This window comes from Luteibacter sp. 621 (genome assembly GCF_050435445.1).
Classification (GTDB): Bacteria; Pseudomonadota; Gammaproteobacteria; order Xanthomonadales; family Rhodanobacteraceae; genus Luteibacter.
The window spans coordinates 1-20,898 of record NZ_JBNDKI010000026.1 but is presented as its reverse complement, the minus strand read 5'-3'; the positions used below and the strand labels follow the sequence as shown (position 1 = coordinate 20,898).

The following is a 20,898-nucleotide window of genomic DNA, read 5'->3' as shown; positions in this document are numbered from 1 at the left end:
GCTCGTCAGCTAGCAAAGCGGCGCAGGCGCATCACCAGCGCGACCGGTACATTCAGGGCCACGGGGTCGAACCGTGCGCCAGCGGGGATATCCGCCGGATCGAGCATTGGCTCGGCCACCGCATCGATGGCCAGGCCGGCGCGCACGCACGCGGCATGCCAGTGGCTGTAGTAGTGAGTGGTGTGGCGCACGGCATAACGTTGCCCATCCGCCCGAAAATCGCGTTGCCAGCCAAGCGCGCTGCCCACGGGGTGGAAATCACTGACCAGCAGCACTGCCCCCTTGCGCGCAACGCGCGCGAATTCGCCCAGCACGCCATCGAGGTCGGCCACGTGCCCCACCGCGAGCCCGCACAAGAGCACGTCGGCGCTCGCGTCAGGAAGGGGCAACGCAGCCAGGTCGCCCTCAGTCAGCGCGATGCTCGCGGCCGCCGGGGCGTCCCCGAGCGACGCGGCGGCCCTGCTGAGCATGGGCGCGGAGAGGTCCACGCCGACCAGCGCCGTCGCACCGCGCGCCAGGGCATGGCGGAGGTAGCGACCGCTGCCGCAACCGGCATCCACCACGCGCTGACCATCAAGGCGTGACGGCATGAGCGCGAGCATCGCCCGCTCCTCCGCATGCATGAGCGGGTTGTGCGCATGTGCCGGATAGCTGGCGGCCCACAGCGCATACGCCGGTGCGGGATCGAGGACGGGCGCATCGGCCATCAGTGCACCTTCCCCGAGCGTTCGAAGCCCGCTTCCAGCGCCATCACGGCAGGATCGGCCAGTCGCGCGTCTACCAGCTTCGGCCGGCCATCCAGGGTCACGGTGACGGTATCGATGCCTGCCGCGTCGAACCAGTGGGCCAGGTCGGGATCGGCAATCCGCGGAAGGCCGCCGCGAACGACAGCCCGCAGATCGGCGCGCCGCACGCCTTCCAGCGCGGACACCGCCGCCGCACCACGGTCGGCGACCACCATGAAGTCCGCGCCGACGCCTTCATCGAGGGTGCCGTGCGTCGCCAGGCCGAAGATGCGCGCGGCATCGGTGGTGACCGTGCCCAACAAGGCCGCCGCCGGTAGCTCGTCGCGTTCGCGGACCCCGCACATCTCATCGAGCAGATCGCGCGCACCGGATAGCCGCGAGTCACTGCCGAGCGCCAGGCGGCCGGCGGCGACGAGCGCCCGTGGATCGAGCGTCGTACCCAGCAGGTTGCGATTGCTTGCCGGGCACCACACCACGGCCGCCCCGCGCGCCACGACCCGAGCCATGCCTTCTTCGCCCAGTCCGACCCCGTGCACCAGGACGCTGTTCGCACCCAGGCAACCCAGCGCATCCAGCGCATCGAGCTCCCCACGCGCCGTGGCATCGCTGCCTTCGGCAAGGTGGATGATCCACGGCCGATCCGGCGGTGTGGCGGCATAGCTTTGCTGCACGGGCGGCCCATAGGCGGGACCACCCAGCGCATAACTCCAGCCGTGGTTGCGAAGCAACCCTACGGGAAAATCATGCGCATCCAGCACGTCATGCCAGGGGTCGTGGTGCACCACGCAGGTCGTGCCAGCTAACAGGTTTTTCAGCGCACCATGCCGGAGCCGTATCGCTTTCGGCACGGCGAGCGCCGCCTTGACCCCAGGATGTTCGAAGTGCGCCTGGAACGCATCGATCCACGCGTAACTGTTCGGGAATACCACGCCACCCGGCAGCGGCGGCACGCAGTTCACCTGCAGGTGCTCGTGGGCATTGATCAGGCCCGGTACGACGATCTGGCCGCGAAGGTCGATCTCGACAGCGCCGTGCGGCGGGCGCGCGGCGAAACGCGCACCGCTCACCGCGGGCGCATGGCGCGACACGCCGTGAGCGGTCAACGACGCGGCGCCTCGCAGGACCGCTCCGGTGGCACGCCGGCTGCTCAACGGCGGTGCATCACGATGAGGAAGTGGTCGCCCATGTCGCGCAACAGCGGCAGGCCACCCAGGCGATCATCCATGCGACCCAGCCGCTCATAGAACGCAGGATGGCGACGGGTGCGCTCGACCATGTACGGCGGCGGCAGGAACAGGCTCAGCGCGCAGTAGCGGCTCAGCGCGAAGTGCTCGGCAAATGCTTTGTAGAACTCACGGGGAAAGTAGTAGTAGGTCCAGATGGTGTGGCGATTCATCCCCACTGGCGTGACGCCACGGGCGCCACGCACGAGCGCACGGCGGAAACGCCCGCGCGCCGCGTAGTGGCCTACTTCCCAGGGGCACACCCTGCCAATCACCGAGAAAACCAGCGTGCCGCCCGGGCGGACCAGGCGCGCACACTGCGCGGCTACCTGGGCCAGGTCGGGGGCGCAGTTAAGCGGGCCGAAGTTCGAGTAGATGCCATCGAACTCACCTTCCAGCTGGTCGAGTTCCTGCACGCCGACATGCACGGCGTCGAGGCGTTCCGTCACGCCGGCGGCCTCGGCGCGGTCGCGCGTCCGTTCCACCATCCGCGGCGACCAGTCGCTGGCGGTGACCTGGAAGCGACTGCGTGCGAACTCCACCGCATCGATGCCGGTGCCGCAGCCCAGGTCGAGCAGGCGCGAGCCGGCCGGGAGTTCCTGGCGCACGGTGGCCCACAGGGTGAGGCGCATGCGCTGGATTAATTCGTTGTTGCCACGCGGCCCGTCGTAATCGGCCGCCACGCTGTCAAAGGCCTCCTGCGTCTCGCGCAGGCGGATATCAAGCGGCGTCGGCGTTGCCAGGTCGTGCCTCGTACTCATCGTGTTCTCCGCCGTGCCGGTTACCTGCCCAGTGAGTGCCGGTAGCGGGCACTGCGGTTGAACGGCGCCGCGCATCGGCGGCAATCGCCGCCAGCACGCCAAGGAACAGGCCGCCGAGCACGCCCAGCCCGCCGACCAGCGGGATCATCGGTGCCACGGGGAAATCGGAGACGTGGACCGGCCAGGGCATGGAGGTTTCGTAGGTGTAGTTCCTGGCCAGCCGCGTGCTGATCTCGTTACGGGCCTGCTGCAGGTCGCGAATGCCCTCATCGGTACCCGCCAGCGAGAAGCTGGCCAGGGCGCCTTCTCCATGGGAGCCGGCAAGCTCGCCGCGCAGGCGCTCGCGGTCGGCCATGGCCGCCTTCAGCTCACCATCGATTTCGGCCAGGCGTTGGTGGGCGCTGGCGAACAGCCCCGCACCTATCGCCTGGTGGATCGCCTGCAAATGCGCCACGGTGGCCAGCGCGAGCTGGCGGGCATCGCTGGGCGAATACGCGCGCACCGTCACGTGCAGAAGATTCGCGTAGGGCTGCGGGTCGAACTTCATGCTGGCGCGGTAGAGCGATGCCTCGGGCCCCTTCAACGGCAGGCCGATCCCCGCGAGCACTTCATCCTTGAACGCATCGGTCTTCATGCGCTCCATCACGCGCAACAGTGATTCCACCTTGGGATCCTGCCCCGTCGGCGCCGACCCCACCTGGCCGATCTGGATCCATGCATCTACCTCCCACTGTCGCTTCGCCGTTGCCAGATAGCCGGCTACCAGCACGAGCACGACCGCGAACACGCCGATGAACCACCAGCGCTGCCGGCTCAGCAGCCGCCACATATCGATCAGGTAGACCTCGTCGTTCTGCATGGGTATGTCGTCATCAATGAGAGAGGGAAAGGGACAAGCGACGCCTTGGCAACCACACGGCCACGACCTGCAACACGAGGCAGAGCCCGATGAAGCCGAAGTTCATCCAGATAAAAGCCTGCGGCGCGAAGGGCGCCATGAGGCACACGTAAGCCATACGCAGGAAGATGAGCAGCGAGAACAACGACCGCGACGCGGCGACGCGCCGTACGCTCCAGCGCATCAACAAGTACAAGGCAACCAGCGCCGCCATGGCACCCAGCGGACCCCATGCGAGCAGGAACGGCAGGAATTCGGTACCCACGTTCACGTTGGAGGCATCGAGCGGGATATCCGTGCCGAAGGTGGCGATGGAACCGCGCAACGGTACGAGTTGGTTCATCAGGAAATCGGGATTGTGGTAACCCTTTGCCACCATGGAGGCAAAGTTGTAGGGCCCCGCACTGATGTAGAGCAGCAGCCACTGGATGCCGGCGGGTGCCGATTTATAGGTGTCACCAAACGGCAACGCCACGGTGGCCACGGACCCCGAGCGCAGCATCCCCAGCAGGGAAAACGCTGCCATGCCGATCACGCCGAGCAGCACCACGCCCCGCCATGGCAACGGCCTGGCGGGGTCGCGCCGAAAAATCATCACCAGCGCCAGCGCGGCCACCCCCGCGAAGATCCGGTTGCGATCGACCACCAGCACGGGGAACAACAACCCGCAGGCCACCAGCGCGTAGCGCACCGGCCGGTTGTGCGTGCAGAGCATGCCAATCACCGGAAGGATCCAGCACAGGTCGGAAATGCGCCGGATATGCTCGTGGCCGCCCTCCATCGTCGCGTACATGGAGGGATCGTGGATGAGCGCCACCGGGAACAGCGCCAGGTCCAGCGCGCAGAAGAAGAGCACACCGCCGGCCAGGGCCAGGCCGAGAAAGCCATCGCGGGTATGCGCATAGTCGCGTTCGCGCAGCGCCTGCCACGCGGGCAGCCGGTCGTGGCCGATGAAATCGCAGATAACGATGCACACCGCGCCAAGCACCAGGAGCAGCAAGCCCGGGGCATACCCGTCAGGCAGATGGAAGATCGCACCGGTGACGGCGCAGGCCAGCAAGAGCGGCCACGCGATGTACGTGGAAGGCATGCGCAGCAGGGCCCTCATGCTTCCTCCGGCCGCGGATGTGCCGCAGACGGGCGGATGGCGGCCCACCCACGTAGCAGCGCATAGCAGCCGAGCCGCAGCGCCACCCGCGCCGGCTTGCCTTGCAGGAACGCCACCTTCGCGCCGATGTAATGAATCTGCGCACGCAGCAGCGTGCGGCACGGTTCGTCGAACAGGCCCATCCGGCGGATCGCCACCTCGCGCGATTCTTCCAGGTTCACAATGCGCGTCGCGCGGTGCCGGGTCTTGCTTAGGTTGGCACCATGCAGGCGGTACGCGCATACCGGGGTATCGATAAACCCGAGCGCATCGCTCGCCGCCAGCCTTAGGAACAGGTCCCAGTCATCGATGCGCAACCCCTCGGTCCAGCGCGCCACGGTTTCCAGCGCGCTCCGGCGCAGCAGCGCCACCGGACCGCCCACCGCCCAGCGCGTGATCACCGCGCGGCGAATGCCCTGGTCGGTGCCATACAGGCGCTTGTCCGCGCCGTGCAGGTCAGTCATCCCGCTGGCGTGCAATAGCCTCCCTTCCCTATCTACCACCACGGAGTCGCCGATCACCGCGCCCTTGCGCGGGTGCCGCAACAAGTAGCCCACCTGTGCCTCAAGGCCGCCGGGCAAGAGGTAGTCGTCGCTCGCACCCAGCCGGAAGAACTCGCCGTGCGCCCGCGCGGCGAGCTCATTCAGCGTTGCCGTGATGCCCTTGTTTGCACGCTGTGCAAACTCGATCGTCACCTCGTGGCCGTGCCGGGCGATCCACGCCTGGATGCGCTCGCTGGTCTTGTCCGTGGAACCATCATCGATGATCACGATCTCCTTGGCCGGGTACGGGTCCTCCAGCACGCTATCCAGGCAGCGTTCCACGAAGGCCTCGTGGTTGTACGCCGGGATGAGGATCGAGACGAGCGGCAGCGTGATCACGCAGGCAGCCTCCCCAGGTAGCGACGCACGACCACCAGGTTGAACAGCAGGTAGGCGACGTAGTTGAGTGCGAAGGCGAACATCGCACCGGGCAGGCCGAAGCGCGACGTGCACACATACACCAGCACGAGATAGCTTGCAGCGAACACGCACTCAGAAATGACAAAGAGCCGCGTCATCGCCTTGGCCAACATCATGTACGACAGGACGAAGGCAGCGATCTTCACGACATCGCCCACCAGCTGTGGCGCGTACAGATCGTTCGCGGGGGCAAAGTCCACACTGAACAGCAGGCGGGTGATCCAGCCCCGCAGCGCATAGATCACCACCGCGCTTGCCGCCACCGCCGGTAGCAGGATGCGTGCGGCGCCCTGCAGTTCCGTCGCGAGCGCCGCGCGATCCTGCGTCGAGGCCAGCTTGGGTAGGTAATAGATATTGATCGCTGTCGTGAAGAACAGCAGGTACGCATCGGAGACCCGGGTCACGGCCTGCCAGTAGCCCACCTGTTCCCAGCCGTAGGCACCGGCCAGGTGATCCCGCACGGCGATATTGACCAGCGGCGGGAGCAACGCCGACGACAGGCTCATGAGCGAGAACGCCGCCAGCCGGCGCGTCATCTCCGGATCAAAGCGCATGCTGAGCATACCGCGCTGGAAATACGGGCTGCGCCACCACGCCGGCAGGCCAACCAGCAGCCAGAATAGCTGCCCCAGCACGACCGCGAGCAACGCGCCATACAGCGCGAACCAGCGCGCCAACCATAACGCAAGCGCCACGCTGAGCAACGAACCCAGCACCTGTACCAGCGCCAGCCGACGCACATCCATGAACCCATTGATGACCGCCAGCACATAGTTCACCAGGGCGATACCGAGCTGTGCGACGGCCAGCACGCGAATCAGGCTCCCATAGGCAGGATCACCCAACAGCCACACCGCGAGCGGCCGCGCAAACAACAGCGCCGAGCACGCCATGGTGCATGACGCGGCCATGGCATAGCCAAGCGCCGAGGCAAGCAACCGCGACAGGCGCTCGGGATCGTCGCGGTACTCGGCGACGTACTTCACGATGCCCGCGCTAATGCCGCCGCCGGCCAGTACGGCAAGCAAGGACATAAGGCTCATGAATTGCCCGAGCTTGCCCACGCCCACGGGGCCGGCCAGCCACGCCACCAGCTTCACAACCACCAGCGCGGCCGCCAGGCGTGCCGCCGTGCCCAGGGCAGACCAGGCGCCAGCACGCACGATGTTCATGCCGCCGCCTCCGCAAAGGCGCGGCACGCCGCGACGACCTGGGCCACCTGCGCGTCGCTGAGTACCGGGCTCATGGGCAGGCTCAGCACCTCGTCATGGAGTTGTTCCGTGACGGGGAGCCGCAGGTGGGCAAGCTCCGGGTAGGCGGCCTGGTGGTGGGGTGGCACCGGGTAGTGCACCTGGGTCTGGATGCCCAACGCGTGCAGATGCCTCTGCAGCGCATCGCGCCACGCGCAGCGCACGACGAAAAGGTGCCAGACATGAGCCTCCTCGCGGGCCACAGCAGGCAGGAGGATCCCGGGGTGATCAATACCTTCGCGATAGAGCGCAGCAATGGCGCGACGACGCGCGGAATCCGCATCCAGGTGGCGAAGCTTCACGCGAAGGATCGCGGCCTGCATTTCATCCAGGCGCGAGTTAATGCCACGCATGGGGTGGTCGTACTTCACCTCGGAGCCGTAGTTACGCAACGCGGCAACGTAGGTCGCGAGCTGGTCATCATCCGTCACCACCGCGCCGGCATCCCCCAGGGCGCCAAGGTTCTTCGTGGGAAAGAAACTGAAGGCCGCTGCATGACCAAACGCACCAGCGCGGGTACCCGTGTGCACAGCACCATGCGCCTGTGCGGCATCCTCAAGCAGCAATAGTCCTCGGCGGCCGGCAATCTCGGCCATCGCACCCATGTCGGCCAACTGCCCATACAGGTGCACGGGCATGATCACGCGGGTCCGCGGGCCGATGGCCGCCTCCACACGCGCGGGGTCGATATTGAACGTCCGCGGATCGGGCTCGACAGGAACAGGCTGCAGCCCGTTCTCCGTGATGGCAAGAAAGCTGGCGATGAACGTGTTCGCGGGCACGATCACCTCATCGCCTTCCACCAACTCGCCCATTTCGCGCCAGGCGCGCAGGACGAGTGACAGTGCATCGAGGCCGTTGCCAGTACCGATGGCGTGGCGAACGCCGCAATATGCCGCAAACTCGCGTTCGAAGGCGGCAAGCTCCTCGCCGAGGATGTACCAGCCCGAATCGATGACCCGTGCGACGGCCGCCTTCAGTTCATCGGCATGACGGCTGTTCACATCGCGCAAGCTTAGAAAGGGTACGTCCATCACAGTACCCACTCGTAGCGATCGTGGACGACGGCCCTGGCGCCAAACGATTCCTTCTGTGCCACCAGGCCGCCATTGAGCACCTTGCCCTCGTCTTCCGTGGATATGCCAAAGCTGAAGCGCGGCCGCTGGGCATACACGCCGCCGACCAGCTCGGCGAGGAGAAAACTCAGGGCACCACAGGCACGGCCCGCGGCGGAAGCCGCCAGGTACTGGGTATGCACCGTATGGCCGAAGTCGTAGATCACGACGCCCGCAAGCAACTCGTCACCGCGGTGCGCCTCATGCAGCACGATCTGGCCAGGGAATCGCGAGCGCAGCAGGTCCAGCTCGGCCAGGCTGTGCGTCGGCGTGGCATCGTGTCGGAGCAATACGTCGGCCAACATCGCATGGAACGGCGCCATCTCCGTGCCGACGCGCGTGGCCACCCCGGCCGTGCGCGCCTTGGCCACGGCACGTCGCCGCATGGTGTTCATGGCCGGGGAATCGCCCAACGCCAGCACCGATGAAAGGTCGCGACGCGTGAGCGAAGCACCCAGCCGGTGCAGTGCGTACAGGTCTTCCTCCGCCGGCAACGTGTGGAAGACGTGGGGCACCGGCTTGTAGACGAAGCGACTTATCCCCTCGCGGCGGTAATGGTCACCGATGCGCTCGAACGCCTCCAGGGTGCGCTCAGCGCGCAGTGAGCGCAGCGCGACCAGGCCGCCGTAGGTGAGGCCGGCATGGCTGCACACCGTGCTGCCGTCGCGGTTGGCAGCGAGCACCGCCACGACCTCACCGTCGTCCTCCAGCACCAGGGAGGCATCGGTGAAGCGATCGGCGTGGTAGTCCATATAGGCGCGGCTGTGCAGGAACGTGCCATTGCGCGACTGGGCAACCACGGCGTTCCAGCGGGCCTCGTCGGCGCGTGTGTAGCATCTGACGTTAAGCATGGTCCGCCTCCGCCAGGCCGAAGCCATCTACGCCCATGTCGTTGCCGTTGTAGAACATGAGCGTGCGGTCACCGTCGGCAAGCAGCGCCGGGTAGCAGATGGTTCGCGAATCCCAGCCCTGCTCCGATAGCGCCAGCCCAAAACGCTCGTCGTGGCGTTCCCAGTGAATGCCATCCATGCTGGTGGCACATCCCGGGAAGTAACCGCCCTGGGTGTCGCCACGCGTGAAGTACATCAGGTAGCCGTCGCCATCCCGATAAACACGCGGCCGACCGATGCGGTATTCCTGGCCTTGCGGGAGCAGGCACACCTCGTCACGCAACGGTGCGCCGTGCAGGTCATCCGTTTCCATATAACGAATGTGGTAGCGGGGATACGGCTGGCCGCCGATCAGCTCCCAGCCATCGCCAGCGGCATACCACAGGCGCCAGCGTCCGTTCTCGTACATGGCGGAGTGAATCGCGGCAATGCTGCTGCGACCGGGCGCGCGATCGAGCACGGGTGTTTCCTGCACGCGGGCGAAGGTCTCACCCTCGTCCGACGAAAGGGCGAGCCCGGAGAAGGCCAGGAACTTGGCCCGTGCGACGCGCTGGAACCCTACGTAGAACAGGTGCAAGCCGCCGGGCGCATCCACCAGGTCACCGAGGATCATGCCGTTGTCATCGAAACAGCCACCGCGCCCTACATCGAGTACAGGCTTCTCGCTGACGCGTGCGACGTCGCGGGGCCGGCCCGCTTGCAGGTCCACGAAGCCGATCCGCCCCGTCCCTTCGTCATCGCGAAAACTCGCGTAAACGCGAATGCTGCCGTCTTTCCTACGCCACGGGGTGGGGGTGAGCGCCGAATGGCGCATCCAGCCACCCACGCCCTGGCGCAGGGTATCGAACACCAGGCCTCGCTTGATCCATGCCGTCATGCGCGCGCTCCCTAGAGCACCGCATCGAGGCTGCGCTTGCCGGGCAGCGGTTTGGCCGGCGAGCCCACATAGATCAGCCCGGGCTCGGTATCACGCACGACCAGCGCGCCGGAACCAATGATGTTATCGGCGGCCACGCGCACCTTGTCGTTGAACGTGCTGTTCACGCCGATAAAGCTGTTCTCGCCAATCTCGCAGTACCCGGACACCACGGCGTGCGACGCCATGAACACGTTATCCCTGATCACCGTGCGGTGGCCGATATGGTTGCCGCTCCAGAGGATGCAGTTGTCACCGATCGTGACAAACGGCTGCACCACGTTCTCCTCGAAGATGAAGCAGTTCTCGCCGACGGTCGCGTTGCGCCACACGAAGGCGCGCGAGCTGATGTAGCGGGCGAAGCGGTAACCGCGGGCTTTGAGGTCAAGGTAGAAGCGCGTCCTCAGGCGGTTCAGGCCGCTCGCGGGGATGGCAACGAACACATCCACCTCGTCGGGTGGGTAGATCGTCTCGATATCTTCGTAGGCCACCACCGGCGTGCCGTCGATCGCATCACGATCCAGCCATGCGCGCTCCACGGCAAAGGCCGCGATGTCGCGACCCGCATCGTGGGTGAAGTATTCACGGGCAATCAACGCGAACTCGCCCGCCCCCACCAGAACTAGCGGCCGGGCCATGCGGCGGCGACTCCCGGGAACGTGAGTGCATTGGCTTCCTGCAGGAACTGCTCGTAGTCCGCGATGTAATCGGTCGGATCGTAGAGCTGGTCCGCGAGCACCATCACGACACAGTCCTCACTGAAGTGGTGCAGCTCGCGCCACACCATCGGGCCGATCAACACGCCGCTTGCCGGGTCATCCAGGGTGACTTCGGCCGGTCCGGTACCGTCATCGAGCAGGAAGGTCACCGAGCCACGCACCGCCACGGCGAGCTGGGTGAGTGTGCGGTGGGCGTGCTGCCCGCGCCGCACGGCTTCAGCCGTGGCGAAGATGTAATAAACCCGTCGGATATCGAACGGCACATCGCGCATGCCCTCGAGCGCCACGAGCATGCCGCGGCTATCGCCGTGGATCTGGAAAGGTATGCGAGCTATATCCATGGCGAATCCCGGCGTGCCGCGGTGGTCTTCGAATGAGTGCAAGGCGCGGCGGGAAAGGTTGCGGAGGCCGCCGCGCAACCTTTCCGTGCCATGGCCGGCACTCATGGCCATGCGTCGCCCGGCTGGCGGGCGCCGAAGGGGATCGCCCTGCATGGCCTGGAACACCCAAGACCAACGACCGGTACCGTGGCCGCGCCCCTTGCGGGTGCTGCACTGGCTCACCGTCGTCTGCGTCGTAAGCGCTGCGGCGCTCATCCTGCTGCGTGACGAGGTATCCGGGCGCAGCCTGCGCATGTGGTTACTCGAAGGCCACCGCCACTTTGGCCTGCTCGTACTGGTGATGTTCGCTGTCCGCGTGGTGTTGCGCATGCGCACGGCGAGGCTCCCACCCATTCCCATGCCGCGGCTCATGCATACCGCCGCTGCGGCCACCCATATCGCGCTCTACCTGTTGTTGCTTGGCATGCCGCTGGTCGGCTGGGCCATGAGCAGCGCGGCCGATCACGACGTGCATTTCTTCGGGCTCACGCTGCCGCGCCTGGTGGCACCGGATGACGACCTCGCCGATCGACTACAGGCACTGCATATCGACGCGGCCTGGGCGCTGCTGTCCCTGGTCTGCCTGCACATCGGCGCTGCCCTTTTCCACCACTTCGGCCGCCGCGACGGCCTGTTGCACCGGATGTGGCCACGCAAGGGCGCGTAAGCGCCCGCTGGCCCCCAAACCACAAGGAGTTCCGCCCCATGCCACCGTTACCGTTCCGACGTCGACCGCGCGCTTCCGGCCACGCCGCGTGGTGGGCGGCCCTTGCGCTCGTGCTTTCCCTGGTGAGCCACACCGCGCAGGCCATTCCCGCCTACGCACGGCAGACCGGTTCGGCCTGCGCCGATTGCCACGCAGGTGCCTATGGCCCGGCGCTCACGCCGTACGGCATGCGCTTCAAACTGAATGGCTATACCGATACCGACGGCCAGGGCACCAAGATCCCGGTGGCCGCGCAGATCACCGAGAGCCATGTGAACCCCAAGACCGGCCCCAGCGATACCACGCTGACCGAAGGCGACCTATACCTGGCTGGCAGGCTCACCGAGAACGTGGGCGGCTATATCAAGGTCGAGGCCGACCACACCGGGCATAACACGTACAACACGCGGCTCAGCAATATCGACCTGCGTTACGTGGCGAAGGAGCTGAAGATCGCTGGCAAGGACACGACGATCGGCGTGACCGTGAACAACAGCCCGGGCTTCCAGGACCCGATCGCCGCGCTGCCGAACGCCTCGTTCCTCGCGCCGGGTGGCGCCACGGGCACGCTGCTGAGCCCAGGCGCACCCAACACGCTGACCAACCGTGTGGTGGGCGCCAGTGTGTACGCGCTGTACGACAAGGTCTGGTACGCCGAAGCGGGCACCTACCGCTCGCTGCAGCGGAGCACGCAGGATGATCTCGGCTACAACGTGGGTGGCGACCCCGGCAAGTTGAGCGACACAGGGTACTTTCGCTTCGCGTACATGAAGGACATGCGTTCGCAGTTCTTCTCCGCAGGCGTCGTGGCACTTACCACCAAGCGCGAGTTGCCCCGTGGCGCATCGAAGGACGACATCGATGACTTCGGTTACGACCTGACCTACCAGTACCTGGGCAACCGCGAGCACATCGTCCAAGCCAGCTACGTGAACATCTACGAGCGCCGCAAGTACGGTACGCCGCTGGCCAACCCGTTCGTGCCAGGCTCGCTCGATTCGAACCGTGGCTCGGCGCGCGACCAGGTCGGCTCGGTGACCTACACGTTCAAACAGACCTACGGCATACAGGTGTCGCAGCTAAAGAGCACGGGTAGCCAGAGCGACGTGCGTTACCCACCGTTCGGCAACCCGGATAGCACGATCAACCTGTTCACCCTTACCTGGGCGCCGTTCGGCAAGGACGATAGCTGGATCACCAAGGGCAACCTGAAGCTCGCCGCCACCTGGTTCCGCGTCGCCCGCTTCAATGGCCGCGGCTCCAACATCTTCGGTGCTCCGCCTGGCGTACGCGGCGTCGACGCCTCCGACCTGAACGCCTTCACCCTTTCCGCAAGCATCGCCTTCTAGCCCACCAGGAACACGAAGCGTGACTCCCCCAAACCTCCCCACCCTGCCCGCGCGCCTGTTGGCCGCGGGCCTCATCGCGGGTTCGCTGCTGGCATCGCTGCCAGCCACCGCCGGCGACGCGAAGGCAGGCCAGGACGTGTTCAAGTCCGAATGTGCCGAATGCCATGCCGTGGCCCAGGGCCGCAACAAGAAAGGCCCCAGCCTGTTCGGCATCGTGGGCCGCAAATCGGGCAGCCTGCCCGATTACAACTACTCCGATGCCCTGAAGAACATCGGCTGGACCTGGACTCCGGAACAGTTACATACGTACCTATCGCAGCCGGCGAAACAGGCGAACCCCGGCACCAAGATGAAATACGATGGCCTCGATAACGCGAAGGATCTGGACGACCTGCTTTCCTACCTCGCCACGCTGCATTGAGGCAGCCAACGCCAGGACCACGCCACCAGGGCGGGCCAAGTAAAAGATGATGTGATGGCGGACAACCTGACCCAAGGCAGGCCAGGCAAGCCCACGGCCCGCCGCGACGCATCGCCGTCGCGGTGGACTTTGCGCGTGGCCGTCGCCGCGGCCGTATCCGCGTGCCTGCTGCAACCGACACAGGCCGTGGCGGGCGACTGGGGTGGTACCGTCGCCGTCAGCTCTCAGCTGGTCGATCGCGGCGTGGCGATCACCCCCCCCGCCCCTATCGTGCAAGGCGGCGTGAACTGGGTCACCCGCGATGGCTGGTCCATCGGCGCCTCGGCCAGCTACCAGACCCGCTCGCCCGGACGCATCGCCGAGACCCTGGCCCAGGTCGCAAAATCCTGGTCGCTCAGCGACGACTGGCAGCTCCAGGCCGGCCTGCTCGATTACCGCTACCCCGGCAGCTCCAGCGGTACCCGCACCTATGACCGCACCGAGCTGGGCGTGAGCCTGCTCTGGCGCGATGTGCTCACCATGGGCGTCTCCGCCATCCAGCTTGCCCACCGCGGCGGCGGCCCGCGCGGCGCGGCCGATGTGGGGTTCCGCTGGCCCCTGGCCTGGCACGTCTCGGCCACGGGTGGGATCGGCCTGGCGCAATACCTTGTGCCGCCGTACCGGTACTATCACGGCAGGTACTATCAGGACAGCCAGGCCAACCGCTACAGCTACGGCCACGCTGGGCTGGTATGGCAGAACGACGGCTGGCGGGTGGAACTCATGCATGTCTTCACGAACCGCGAGCGCAGCCAGGGTGAACAGAGGGTTTCCCCCTGGGTGGCCACCCTGGCCCGCACCTTCTGATGCCATGGCAACCATTGGGCCCTCCGCACGCACTTACGGTCCAGGCACCCCACGTAAACCACAGCCATGACCCAGGCCGATACCGACGCCAATGACCGCCTGCTCCTGCAGCGGATGTCCGCGGGCGACCGTGCCGCGCTAACGGTGATGTACCGGGCGTACCACGGCCGGCTCACCCGCTTCCTGGCCCGTCTTACCCGCCGCGCGGACATCATCGAGGAAGTGATCAACGATTGCTTCTGGATCGTGTGGCAGAAGGCGGCCAGCTTCCAGGGCGAATCGCGCGTATCCACCTGGATCATGGGCATCGCGTACCGCTGCGGCCTGAAATCGCTGCGCCAGCACGGCAGCGAGCCGGTCGATGAGGACAGCGTGCCGGAAGACCGGATCCCCTCGCACGACCCGGGCGACGATCGCGAACTGCGCGACTGGCTGGGACGTGGCATGGAGCGGCTCTCGGCCGACCAGCGCGTGGTGGTCGAACTGGTTTACGGCATTGGCCATTCGCTCGACGACGTGGCGGCGATCATGCAATGCCCCGTCGGTACCGTGAAGGCGCGCCTGTTCCATGCGCGTGTGAAACTGCGCAACGTACTACCGGGCCTGGCCGGCGAAACGGCCACGTCCAAGGAGAAACTGCCATGACCCGCCCCACCCCAGCCGGCAGGGATTGTGCCCGCGCCTGGGAAGCGATGCCCTGGATCCTCCAGGCCACCGCCAGCCGCGAACAGGAAGCGTGGCTCGATAGCCACCTTGCCACCTGCGACGATTGCCGCGACGAATTCGAGCAGCAGCGGAAGCTCGCGCGCGCCGTGCAGTTGCCGCCCACCGTGAACCTGGATCCCGAGCAGGGCCTGCAGCGCCTGTTCGCCCGCCTGGATGTGGATGACCCGCAAGTGCAGCCCGAGCCGCGCGCCGCCAGCCATGGCTGGCTGCTGCGCAGCCTCGTCGCCGCCGTCGTGCTGCAGGCGATCGGGCTTGGCGCGCTTGGCCTGAAGTTGTGGTCCACCGATGCGCCAACCGGCCCCTACCGGACCCTCAGTGATGCCGCCCCTGCCGCACCCGCCGGCGCGATCCACGTGGTGCCGGACAAGAGCATGAACATGTCGGCCTGGAACGCGCTGCTGCAGGCACAACACCTGCGTGTGGTGGATGGACCGAATGGCGTGGGCGCCTACACCGTGGTATCGGAAGACGCCGCGGTGGGAGCGAAACAGGCCTCCGACCGCCTGCGCACCACCGCGGGCATCCGCTTCGCGGAACCGGTCACCGGGACGCCATGAAGCAACGCGTACTCGTGCTACTGGCGGCGTTGGCCCTGGGGGGCTGTGCCGCCACGCGCCCCTCTGGCGCCGCGATGACGGCGCCAGAGCCTGCGAACGCCGCAACGAGCGTGGCGGCGGGCATGGATAGCTCACGCGATATCGTGCTTGCCGTCTCCAACCCGCTGGAACCCGCCGCCACGCACGCGGGCTCCAGCCTGCTCGGCTACGCGCCAGCACCGAACTACGGTGCCGGTCAGCGTGCGCGCTCCCTGCTTTCCGATCTGCGCCGCCAGTACGGCTGGAACGAAGTGGGCGGCTGGCCCATCCGCGCGCTGGGCGTGTACTGCATCGTGCTTCGTCCTCCCGCCGGCATCGACCGGGATGCACTTATCGCTGCGCTGGCGAAGGACCAGCGCGTGGAACTGGCGCAACCGCTGCAGGAATACGCGGTGTACTCGGACCAGGACGAGGCTCACTACAACGACCCATACACCGACCTGCAGCGTGGTTTCGTGGAAACCCACGCCGCCGAAGCGCACACGGTGACCCAGGGTGATGGCGTACACGTCGCCGTGGTCGATACCGGTGTGGATGTGTCGCACCCCGACCTGAAAGGCCACATCGCCGATACGCGCGATGAGGTCTCCGACCACGACAACGCCTTCGCCACCGACCGGCACGGCACCGAAGTGGCCGGGATCATCGCGGCCGTCGGCAACAACCACCAGGGCATGGTGGGCATGGCGCCCAAGGCCGAAGTGAGCGTGTACAAGGCCTGCTGGTATGCCGATGCGAAGAGCGGCGCACGCTGTAACTCCTTCACGCTGGCCAAGGCGCTCGCTGCGGTGAACGACACCGATGCGCGGATCATCAACCTGAGCCTCGGCGGCCCGGCGGATCCGTTGCTCGGCAAGCTCCTCGACCAGTTGCTTTCCCAGGGCCGCATCGTCATCGCGGCCCTGCCGCCCAACGGCGACCCACGCGGCTTTCCTGACAGCGCCCCTGGCGTGATCGTCGTCCGCACCACGGCCACGGGCCCTGCCCCACCCGGCGTGGTCAGCGCGCCAGGCAACGACATCCTCACCACGCAGCCCGGCGGCGGCTACGACTTCACCTCGGGCTCCTCCATGGCCACCGCCCACGTCAGTGGCATCGTCGCGTTGCTGCTCTCCGTGGCTCCCGGCCTCAATGCGCCAGCCGTGCGAGACATCCTGTTACGCACGAGCGGAACCAGCGGTGGATTGGTACAAGTGGACGCCGCCGCAGCAGTTAACGCGATCACCAAGAAAGACATTGCGCGCCGATAGACGCCGTCAAGGCGAATATTCTGAAATCTTGTCTCCTTGATCTGATTCTGCGAACAAAGCTGCATTCCGCGGAGCGGAAGGTGCACTTTCAGAATTGTTCTATAGCGGCGGGCGTGGCCCCCCGGAATCATGCGTCTCGGAACCCACTACCGTGAAGACTCATGAAACACCTCGCTTTGATTGCGGCATGGATCGCGCTCGCAATACCGTTACATACGCACGCATCCGACGCGCTCACCGTCACCCTACATAGAACGGCTGCACCAAGCACGCGCGGGAATATTGAGATCCTCGTAGTGTTCACCAACCACACTGACGAGCCGGACTACATCTATCGGCCAGAGTCCCCTTTTGGTCGCGACGATCAGCTCCCCTCATCAGATTTTATTAAAGTGTTTGATTCTTCCGGGAATCCCGTTCGCTACGTCGGCGCCCGCGATCATTGGGGTCCTATTCGCGACTCTCACTTCGTCGAGATCGCGCCACACGAATCAGTAAGCAGGGTAGTCAATATCGCGGACGCTTACGACTTCGGAAACGGTGGCGTGTTCTCCATTCGTTACGCAGCGATAAAGCGTAACGTGAGCATGGCGCGCACTAGTAGCAACCAGGCCAGACGACTGGAGCAAACAGACATCAGCTCTGGGGAGCTGGTGATAGACGTCGACGGCCCGGGGGCTGCTTCCTTTAGGTCGACCGCAAGACCTGGCGGTACAGGACAAGTTAACTGCTGTTCGCAATGCCGACAATCTGGAGTACTTCGTGATGGATACCACTCCGTACGACGAACTGCGAAGCGGTCACAGGGCAGACAGCCTTACGTCTGCGTTGCCGGTAAGTTGCCGGGCAAGCGGGAGCCCCTGACAACGCCGCGATCTCATATCGGGTAAAATCGCGCCACTATGCGTATCGGCCCCTATGCCATCGCGCCCGCCGTGGTCCTCGCGCCCATGGCCGGCGTCACCGACAAGCCGTTCCGGCTCCTGTGCAAGCGCATGGGGGCCGGTCTCGCCGTGTCCGAGATGACCACCGCCGATCCGCGCCTGTGGAATACCCGTAAGTCGCTGCGGCGCATGGATCACGAAGGTGAACCTGAACCTGTCAGCGTACAGATCGCCGGCTACGACCCGGGCATGCTCGCCGAGGCGGCGCGCTATAACGCCGATAACGGCGCGCAGATCGTCGATATCAACATGGGCTGCCCGGCCAAGAAGGTCTGCAACGTATGGTCCGGCTCGGCGCTGCTGCAGGATGAGCCTCTGGTCGGCCGCATCCTTCATGCCGTGGTGAAGGCCGTCGATATTCCGGTCACGCTGAAGATCCGTACCGGCTGGGATCGGGATAACCGTAACGCCTTGACCATCGCCCGCATTGCCCAGGATGCCGGCATCGCCGCACTAGCCGTGCACGGGCGCACGCGCGCGGACAAATACGAGGGCGAGGCGGAGTTCGCCACCATCGCTGCCGTAAAGGCGAGCGTCTCCATCCCCGTGCTGGCGAACGGCGACATCACCACGCCCGATCGCGCGCGTGAAGTGCTCGCGCTCACCGGCGCCGACGCCGTGATGGTGGGCCGCGGTGCGCAAGGCCGGCCGTGGATCTTCCGCGAGATCGCCCATCACCTGGAAACGGGCGGTTACCTGGCCGAGCCAACGCCCACCGAAGTGCGCGACATCCTGGTCGGCCATCTCGAACACCTCTACGCGTTCTATGGCGAAGTGATGGGCGTGCGCATCGCTCGCAAGCACCTTGGCTGGTACGCGAAGGACCGCGCGGAGAACGCTGCCTTCCGCCACGTTGTGAACAAGGCTGAAGACGCGGCGACCCAGTTGCGCCTCACGCGCGAATACTTCGACGCGCTGGCCGCGGGCGTATCCCTCGCTGCGTGATCTGCCTCACGACCTGATCTACCTTGCTGCCTGATCTGCCTTGCTGCCTGATCTGCCTTGCTGCGTGATCTGCCTTGCCTTTTGTAGGAGCGCGCTTGCGCGCGATCGCGCGCAAGCGCGCTCCTAAACAGATGCCCCTCTCATGCTTACGGGATCGGGAAACCTGACAACCACAGTGCGATATTCTGCGCGTAGCGGCGGATAGAGCGCCGCGCTTCCGCGGAGTGCGCCAGCGCGTCGCCCGGCGGCTCGCTGACAAAACTCGGCGCGCCAAGGCCCGGATCCCAGTTGTAGTCCGCGAAGTGGTGGAACGTGGATTCCGCCACCGCGGGGCCCGTGCCGCCGTGAGGCTCGAACGCCACGGCGATATTGAATGTGCGCCCTGTCAGCTCGCTCTTGCCGGTGGCGATGATTCGCGCGGTATCGTCGCCTGCGGGCTGGCCCACGGCGCCCTCATGCGGGTGCGACGGAAGGAGACGAAGCACGCCATCGGCCGCCTCCGGATTGCGCAGCACGGGGTGCAGGGGCAGCACCGGCTCGATCTCCTGGAAATTGCCGTTCGCACCGGAGTGATAGTTCGGCCACTGGATCGCGGTGGTGATGGTGTCGTCGTTCTGGTGCCGGCTCGTGTCCGGATCCTGGTTCTTCGAATGGAAGAAGTGCGCGGCACCCACGCCGCCCAGGGTACATACCGAACTGCCCAGGTCCATGTGGTCACGTGCCACCAGCATGCCGCCTCCGCGCTCACGGAAGCGGCCGATCGCCTCGCAGTCGTCAGGTGTCAGGCCGTCGCCGACATCCACGGCGAACAGCCACAACTGGTCATACGCGGAGGTATCCAACGTGGAGAGCACGCTATCAGGCGCGCCCACCGGATCGCGATCGCGCGCCGTAACCTCAAACAACGGCTTGCCGTCGGCACCGACCATGGTGGCCAGCGTCTCCCGAAGTAGTGAGAAACGGCCGATGTGCCAGTCATCGGCCGTCGGTGGGATGGTGCTCTGCATGAGGATGCGCTTCATGGGTCCGGTCTCTTCACCAATTTGCCCGAGCGTACTCGGAACGGCGCAGCCACGTATTGAACGGCATGGTGCAGCAGCGCGCGTCCCGCCGCGGCACGAGGGAGGCCTCATCGACCCGCGCGCCGAAGTAAAGTGCGGCCGGATCCGAGATCACATCGAACGGCGACTCCATGTCGCCCACGAAGCGCCGCACCAGATCGGACATACGTTCCCGCTCGGGGCCAGCCAGCTCCAGGCTGGCATTGATGGGGCTGTCCACGGCGATGGCCGCCATGGCCTCGGCCACGTCAGATGAGGCGACAGGCTGGATAAACGCCGGCGACAACCGCAGCACCTGCTCCGTAACAGCGGCCTCGACGATAGCCAGCAGGAATTCGTAGAACTGTGTGGCATGCAGGATCGTGTACGGCACGCCCGAGCCCCGGATCATCGCCTCGGCATGGGCTTTCCCGCGAAAATACGGGCTATCGTCAAGCCGGTCGGTACCCACCACGGAGATAGATACGTGGTGGCCCACCCCGGCGCGCCGCCCGGCATGGAGCAGGTTGCGGGCACCGGTCGCGAAGAAGGCATACGACGCCTCGCCGTAAGGTGGTGCCGCGTTGCTGGCATCCACGACGACCTCAGCTCCCGCGAGCGCCGCATCCAGCCCGGCCCCACTGATGATATCGACGCCTGTGCTGCGTGATGCCGAGGTAACGTCATGGCTGTCGCCGCGCAGCAGCGCCACGACCTGTCGGCCCACCAGGCCGTTGCCGCCAATCACCACGATCTTCATGGGCCACCTCCGCTTCTGGCCACGGGTTTCGTGACGTCGATGCTAGGCCCGGCGTGGCGTCGCCGGAAGTCGCGGCACCGGCTATGGCGCGTTGCCCTGAGGGCACCAATCGTTGTGCGGGGTTTGTAAAACCTTGCCATGCACATGTAGGAGCGGGGGGGGGGGGGGGGGGGGGGGGGGGGGGGGCCCCACCCCCCCCCCCCCCCCCCCCCCCCGGCGGGGGGGGGGGGGGGGGGGGGGGGGGCCGCGGGCGGGCGGGGCGGGGGGGGGGGGGGGGGGGGGGGCGGGCCCCCCGCGCCCACCCCCCA

General features: G+C 66.2%; 22 protein-coding genes. 8 read left to right on the top strand and 14 right to left on the bottom strand.

The genetic code is table 11. The annotated features are described in order from the left end of the window. Positions 1-5 precede the first annotated feature (5 nt). Genes ABIE56_RS20675 through ABIE56_RS20620 form a run of 12 tightly spaced genes read right to left on the bottom strand, consistent with a single transcriptional unit; the run spans position 6 to position 10,968 of the window. Positions 6-707, bottom strand: coding sequence for a class I SAM-dependent methyltransferase (locus ABIE56_RS20675; RefSeq protein ID WP_429245691.1), 702 nt, complete (start codon positions 705-707; stop codon positions 6-8). Next, positions 707-1,867, bottom strand: a complete 1,161-nt coding sequence (locus ABIE56_RS20670) for an amidohydrolase family protein (RefSeq protein ID WP_429245738.1) — start codon at positions 1,865-1,867, stop codon at positions 707-709. Before ABIE56_RS20670 ends, ABIE56_RS20675 begins: the two co-directional genes overlap by 1 nt. A 26-nt stretch (positions 1,868-1,893) precedes the next feature. Beyond that, positions 1,894-2,730 (bottom strand): class I SAM-dependent methyltransferase, encoded by an 837-nt coding sequence (locus tag ABIE56_RS20665; protein ID WP_429245690.1) that lies wholly within the window; start codon positions 2,728-2,730, stop codon positions 1,894-1,896. Next, the gene (locus ABIE56_RS20660; protein WP_429245689.1) at positions 2,690-3,589 is read right to left on the bottom strand and encodes a Wzz/FepE/Etk N-terminal domain-containing protein; all 900 of its coding nucleotides are present in this window, start codon (positions 3,587-3,589) and stop codon (positions 2,690-2,692) included. The genes ABIE56_RS20665 and ABIE56_RS20660 overlap by 41 nt, the downstream gene beginning before the upstream one ends. Positions 3,590-3,602: 13 nt before the next feature. Beyond that, a complete protein-coding gene (locus tag ABIE56_RS20655) occupies positions 3,603-4,736 on the bottom strand; it encodes a hypothetical protein (protein ID WP_429245688.1) in 1,134 nt (377 codons plus the stop codon). Beyond that, positions 4,733-5,656, bottom strand: a complete 924-nt coding sequence (locus tag ABIE56_RS20650) for a glycosyltransferase (RefSeq protein WP_429245687.1) — start codon at positions 5,654-5,656, stop codon at positions 4,733-4,735. Before ABIE56_RS20650 ends, ABIE56_RS20655 begins: the two co-directional genes overlap by 4 nt. Next, positions 5,653-6,909 (bottom strand): O-antigen translocase, encoded by a 1,257-nt coding sequence (locus ABIE56_RS20645; protein ID WP_429245686.1) that lies wholly within the window; start codon positions 6,907-6,909, stop codon positions 5,653-5,655. The genes ABIE56_RS20650 and ABIE56_RS20645 overlap by 4 nt, the downstream gene beginning before the upstream one ends. Next, a complete protein-coding gene (locus tag ABIE56_RS20640; RefSeq protein WP_429245685.1) occupies positions 6,906-8,021 on the bottom strand; it encodes a DegT/DnrJ/EryC1/StrS family aminotransferase in 1,116 nt (371 codons plus the stop codon). Before ABIE56_RS20640 ends, ABIE56_RS20645 begins: the two co-directional genes overlap by 4 nt. Further along, complete coding sequence (locus tag ABIE56_RS20635) at positions 8,021-8,953, bottom strand: GNAT family N-acetyltransferase (RefSeq protein WP_429245684.1); 933 nt, start codon at positions 8,951-8,953, stop codon at positions 8,021-8,023. Before ABIE56_RS20635 ends, ABIE56_RS20640 begins: the two co-directional genes overlap by 1 nt. After that, a complete protein-coding gene (locus ABIE56_RS20630) occupies positions 8,946-9,869 on the bottom strand; it encodes a hypothetical protein (protein ID WP_429245683.1) in 924 nt (307 codons plus the stop codon). The genes ABIE56_RS20635 and ABIE56_RS20630 overlap by 8 nt, the downstream gene beginning before the upstream one ends. 11 nt (positions 9,870-9,880) lie before the next feature. Beyond that, positions 9,881-10,546 (bottom strand): acetyltransferase, encoded by a 666-nt coding sequence (locus ABIE56_RS20625; protein WP_429245682.1) that lies wholly within the window; start codon positions 10,544-10,546, stop codon positions 9,881-9,883. After that, the gene (locus tag ABIE56_RS20620) at positions 10,531-10,968 is read right to left on the bottom strand and encodes a sugar 3,4-ketoisomerase (protein WP_429245681.1); all 438 of its coding nucleotides are present in this window, start codon (positions 10,966-10,968) and stop codon (positions 10,531-10,533) included. The genes ABIE56_RS20625 and ABIE56_RS20620 overlap by 16 nt, the downstream gene beginning before the upstream one ends. A gap of 151 nt (positions 10,969-11,119) precedes the next feature. On the opposite strand from ABIE56_RS20620, the gene ABIE56_RS20615 reads away from it, so the two are divergent. The 8 genes from ABIE56_RS20615 (at position 11,120) to dusB (ending at position 18,790) form a co-directional block, all read left to right on the top strand. Further along, on the top strand, positions 11,120-11,674 hold the full coding sequence (locus ABIE56_RS20615) for a cytochrome b (RefSeq protein ID WP_429245680.1): 555 nt from the start codon (positions 11,120-11,122) through the stop codon (positions 11,672-11,674). 38 nt (positions 11,675-11,712) lie between these two features. Beyond that, positions 11,713-13,062, top strand: a complete 1,350-nt coding sequence (locus ABIE56_RS20610) for a cytochrome C (protein ID WP_429245679.1) — start codon at positions 11,713-11,715, stop codon at positions 13,060-13,062. A 19-nt stretch (positions 13,063-13,081) separates the two neighbouring features. Next, the gene (locus ABIE56_RS20605; protein ID WP_429245678.1) at positions 13,082-13,483 is read left to right on the top strand and encodes a c-type cytochrome; all 402 of its coding nucleotides are present in this window, start codon (positions 13,082-13,084) and stop codon (positions 13,481-13,483) included. A gap of 54 nt (positions 13,484-13,537) precedes the next feature. Further along, entirely contained in the window at positions 13,538-14,329 is a 792-nt protein-coding gene (locus ABIE56_RS20600; protein WP_429245677.1) for a TorF family putative porin, read from the top strand. 66 nt (positions 14,330-14,395) lie between these two features. Beyond that, positions 14,396-14,974, top strand: coding sequence for an RNA polymerase sigma factor (locus tag ABIE56_RS20595; protein WP_247432988.1), 579 nt, complete (start codon positions 14,396-14,398; stop codon positions 14,972-14,974). Next, positions 14,971-15,612: an anti-sigma factor family protein gene (locus ABIE56_RS20590; RefSeq protein ID WP_429245676.1), complete on the top strand. Its 642-nt coding sequence runs from the start codon at positions 14,971-14,973 to the stop codon at positions 15,610-15,612. Before ABIE56_RS20595 ends, ABIE56_RS20590 begins: the two co-directional genes overlap by 4 nt. After that, positions 15,609-16,901, top strand: coding sequence for a S8 family serine peptidase (locus ABIE56_RS20585; protein ID WP_429245675.1), 1,293 nt, complete (start codon positions 15,609-15,611; stop codon positions 16,899-16,901). Before ABIE56_RS20590 ends, ABIE56_RS20585 begins: the two co-directional genes overlap by 4 nt. Before the next feature lie 902 nt (positions 16,902-17,803). After that, positions 17,804-18,790, top strand: coding sequence for a tRNA dihydrouridine synthase DusB (gene dusB, locus ABIE56_RS20580; RefSeq protein ID WP_429245674.1), 987 nt, complete (start codon positions 17,804-17,806; stop codon positions 18,788-18,790). A 146-nt stretch (positions 18,791-18,936) separates the two neighbouring features. On the opposite strand, the gene ABIE56_RS20575 is transcribed toward dusB, so the two are convergent. Both ABIE56_RS20575 and ABIE56_RS20570 read right to left on the bottom strand, forming a co-directional pair. Next, positions 18,937-19,812 carry a hypothetical protein gene (locus tag ABIE56_RS20575; protein WP_429245673.1) on the bottom strand — a complete coding sequence of 292 codons (876 nt, stop codon included), beginning with the start codon at positions 19,810-19,812 and terminating at the stop codon, positions 18,937-18,939. Between the two features lie 13 nt (positions 19,813-19,825). Beyond that, positions 19,826-20,590, bottom strand: a complete 765-nt coding sequence (locus ABIE56_RS20570; RefSeq protein ID WP_429245672.1) for an SDR family oxidoreductase — start codon at positions 20,588-20,590, stop codon at positions 19,826-19,828. Positions 20,591-20,898: the final 308 nt, after the last annotated feature.

Coding starts and splice junctions, on each gene's coding strand:
- ABIE56_RS20675 (WP_429245691.1), bottom strand. CDS start 707: ATGGCCGATGCGCCCGTCCTCGATCCCGCACCGGCGTATGCGCTGTGG.
- ABIE56_RS20665 (WP_429245690.1), bottom strand. CDS start 2,730: ATGAGTACGAGGCACGACCTGGCAACGCCGACGCCGCTTGATATCCGC.
- ABIE56_RS20660 (WP_429245689.1), bottom strand. CDS start 3,589: ATGCAGAACGACGAGGTCTACCTGATCGATATGTGGCGGCTGCTGAGC.
- ABIE56_RS20655 (WP_429245688.1), bottom strand. CDS start 4,736: ATGAGGGCCCTGCTGCGCATGCCTTCCACGTACATCGCGTGGCCGCTC.
- ABIE56_RS20645 (WP_429245686.1), bottom strand. CDS start 6,909: ATGAACATCGTGCGTGCTGGCGCCTGGTCTGCCCTGGGCACGGCGGCA.
- ABIE56_RS20640 (WP_429245685.1), bottom strand. CDS start 8,021: ATGGACGTACCCTTTCTAAGCTTGCGCGATGTGAACAGCCGTCATGCC.
- ABIE56_RS20635 (WP_429245684.1), bottom strand. CDS start 8,953: ATGCTTAACGTCAGATGCTACACACGCGCCGACGAGGCCCGCTGGAAC.
- ABIE56_RS20630 (WP_429245683.1), bottom strand. CDS start 9,869: ATGACGGCATGGATCAAGCGAGGCCTGGTGTTCGATACCCTGCGCCAG.
- ABIE56_RS20625 (WP_429245682.1), bottom strand. CDS start 10,546: ATGGCCCGGCCGCTAGTTCTGGTGGGGGCGGGCGAGTTCGCGTTGATT.
- ABIE56_RS20620 (WP_429245681.1), bottom strand. CDS start 10,968: ATGGATATAGCTCGCATACCTTTCCAGATCCACGGCGATAGCCGCGGC.
- ABIE56_RS20615 (WP_429245680.1), top strand. CDS start 11,120: ATGGCCTGGAACACCCAAGACCAACGACCGGTACCGTGGCCGCGCCCC.
- ABIE56_RS20610 (WP_429245679.1), top strand. CDS start 11,713: ATGCCACCGTTACCGTTCCGACGTCGACCGCGCGCTTCCGGCCACGCC.
- ABIE56_RS20600 (WP_429245677.1), top strand. CDS start 13,538: ATGGCGGACAACCTGACCCAAGGCAGGCCAGGCAAGCCCACGGCCCGC.
- ABIE56_RS20595 (WP_247432988.1), top strand. CDS start 14,396: ATGACCCAGGCCGATACCGACGCCAATGACCGCCTGCTCCTGCAGCGG.
- ABIE56_RS20590 (WP_429245676.1), top strand. CDS start 14,971: ATGACCCGCCCCACCCCAGCCGGCAGGGATTGTGCCCGCGCCTGGGAA.
- ABIE56_RS20585 (WP_429245675.1), top strand. CDS start 15,609: ATGAAGCAACGCGTACTCGTGCTACTGGCGGCGTTGGCCCTGGGGGGC.
- dusB (WP_429245674.1), top strand. CDS start 17,804: ATGCGTATCGGCCCCTATGCCATCGCGCCCGCCGTGGTCCTCGCGCCC.
- ABIE56_RS20575 (WP_429245673.1), bottom strand. CDS start 19,812: ATGAAGCGCATCCTCATGCAGAGCACCATCCCACCGACGGCCGATGAC.
- ABIE56_RS20570 (WP_429245672.1), bottom strand. CDS start 20,590: ATGAAGATCGTGGTGATTGGCGGCAACGGCCTGGTGGGCCGACAGGTC.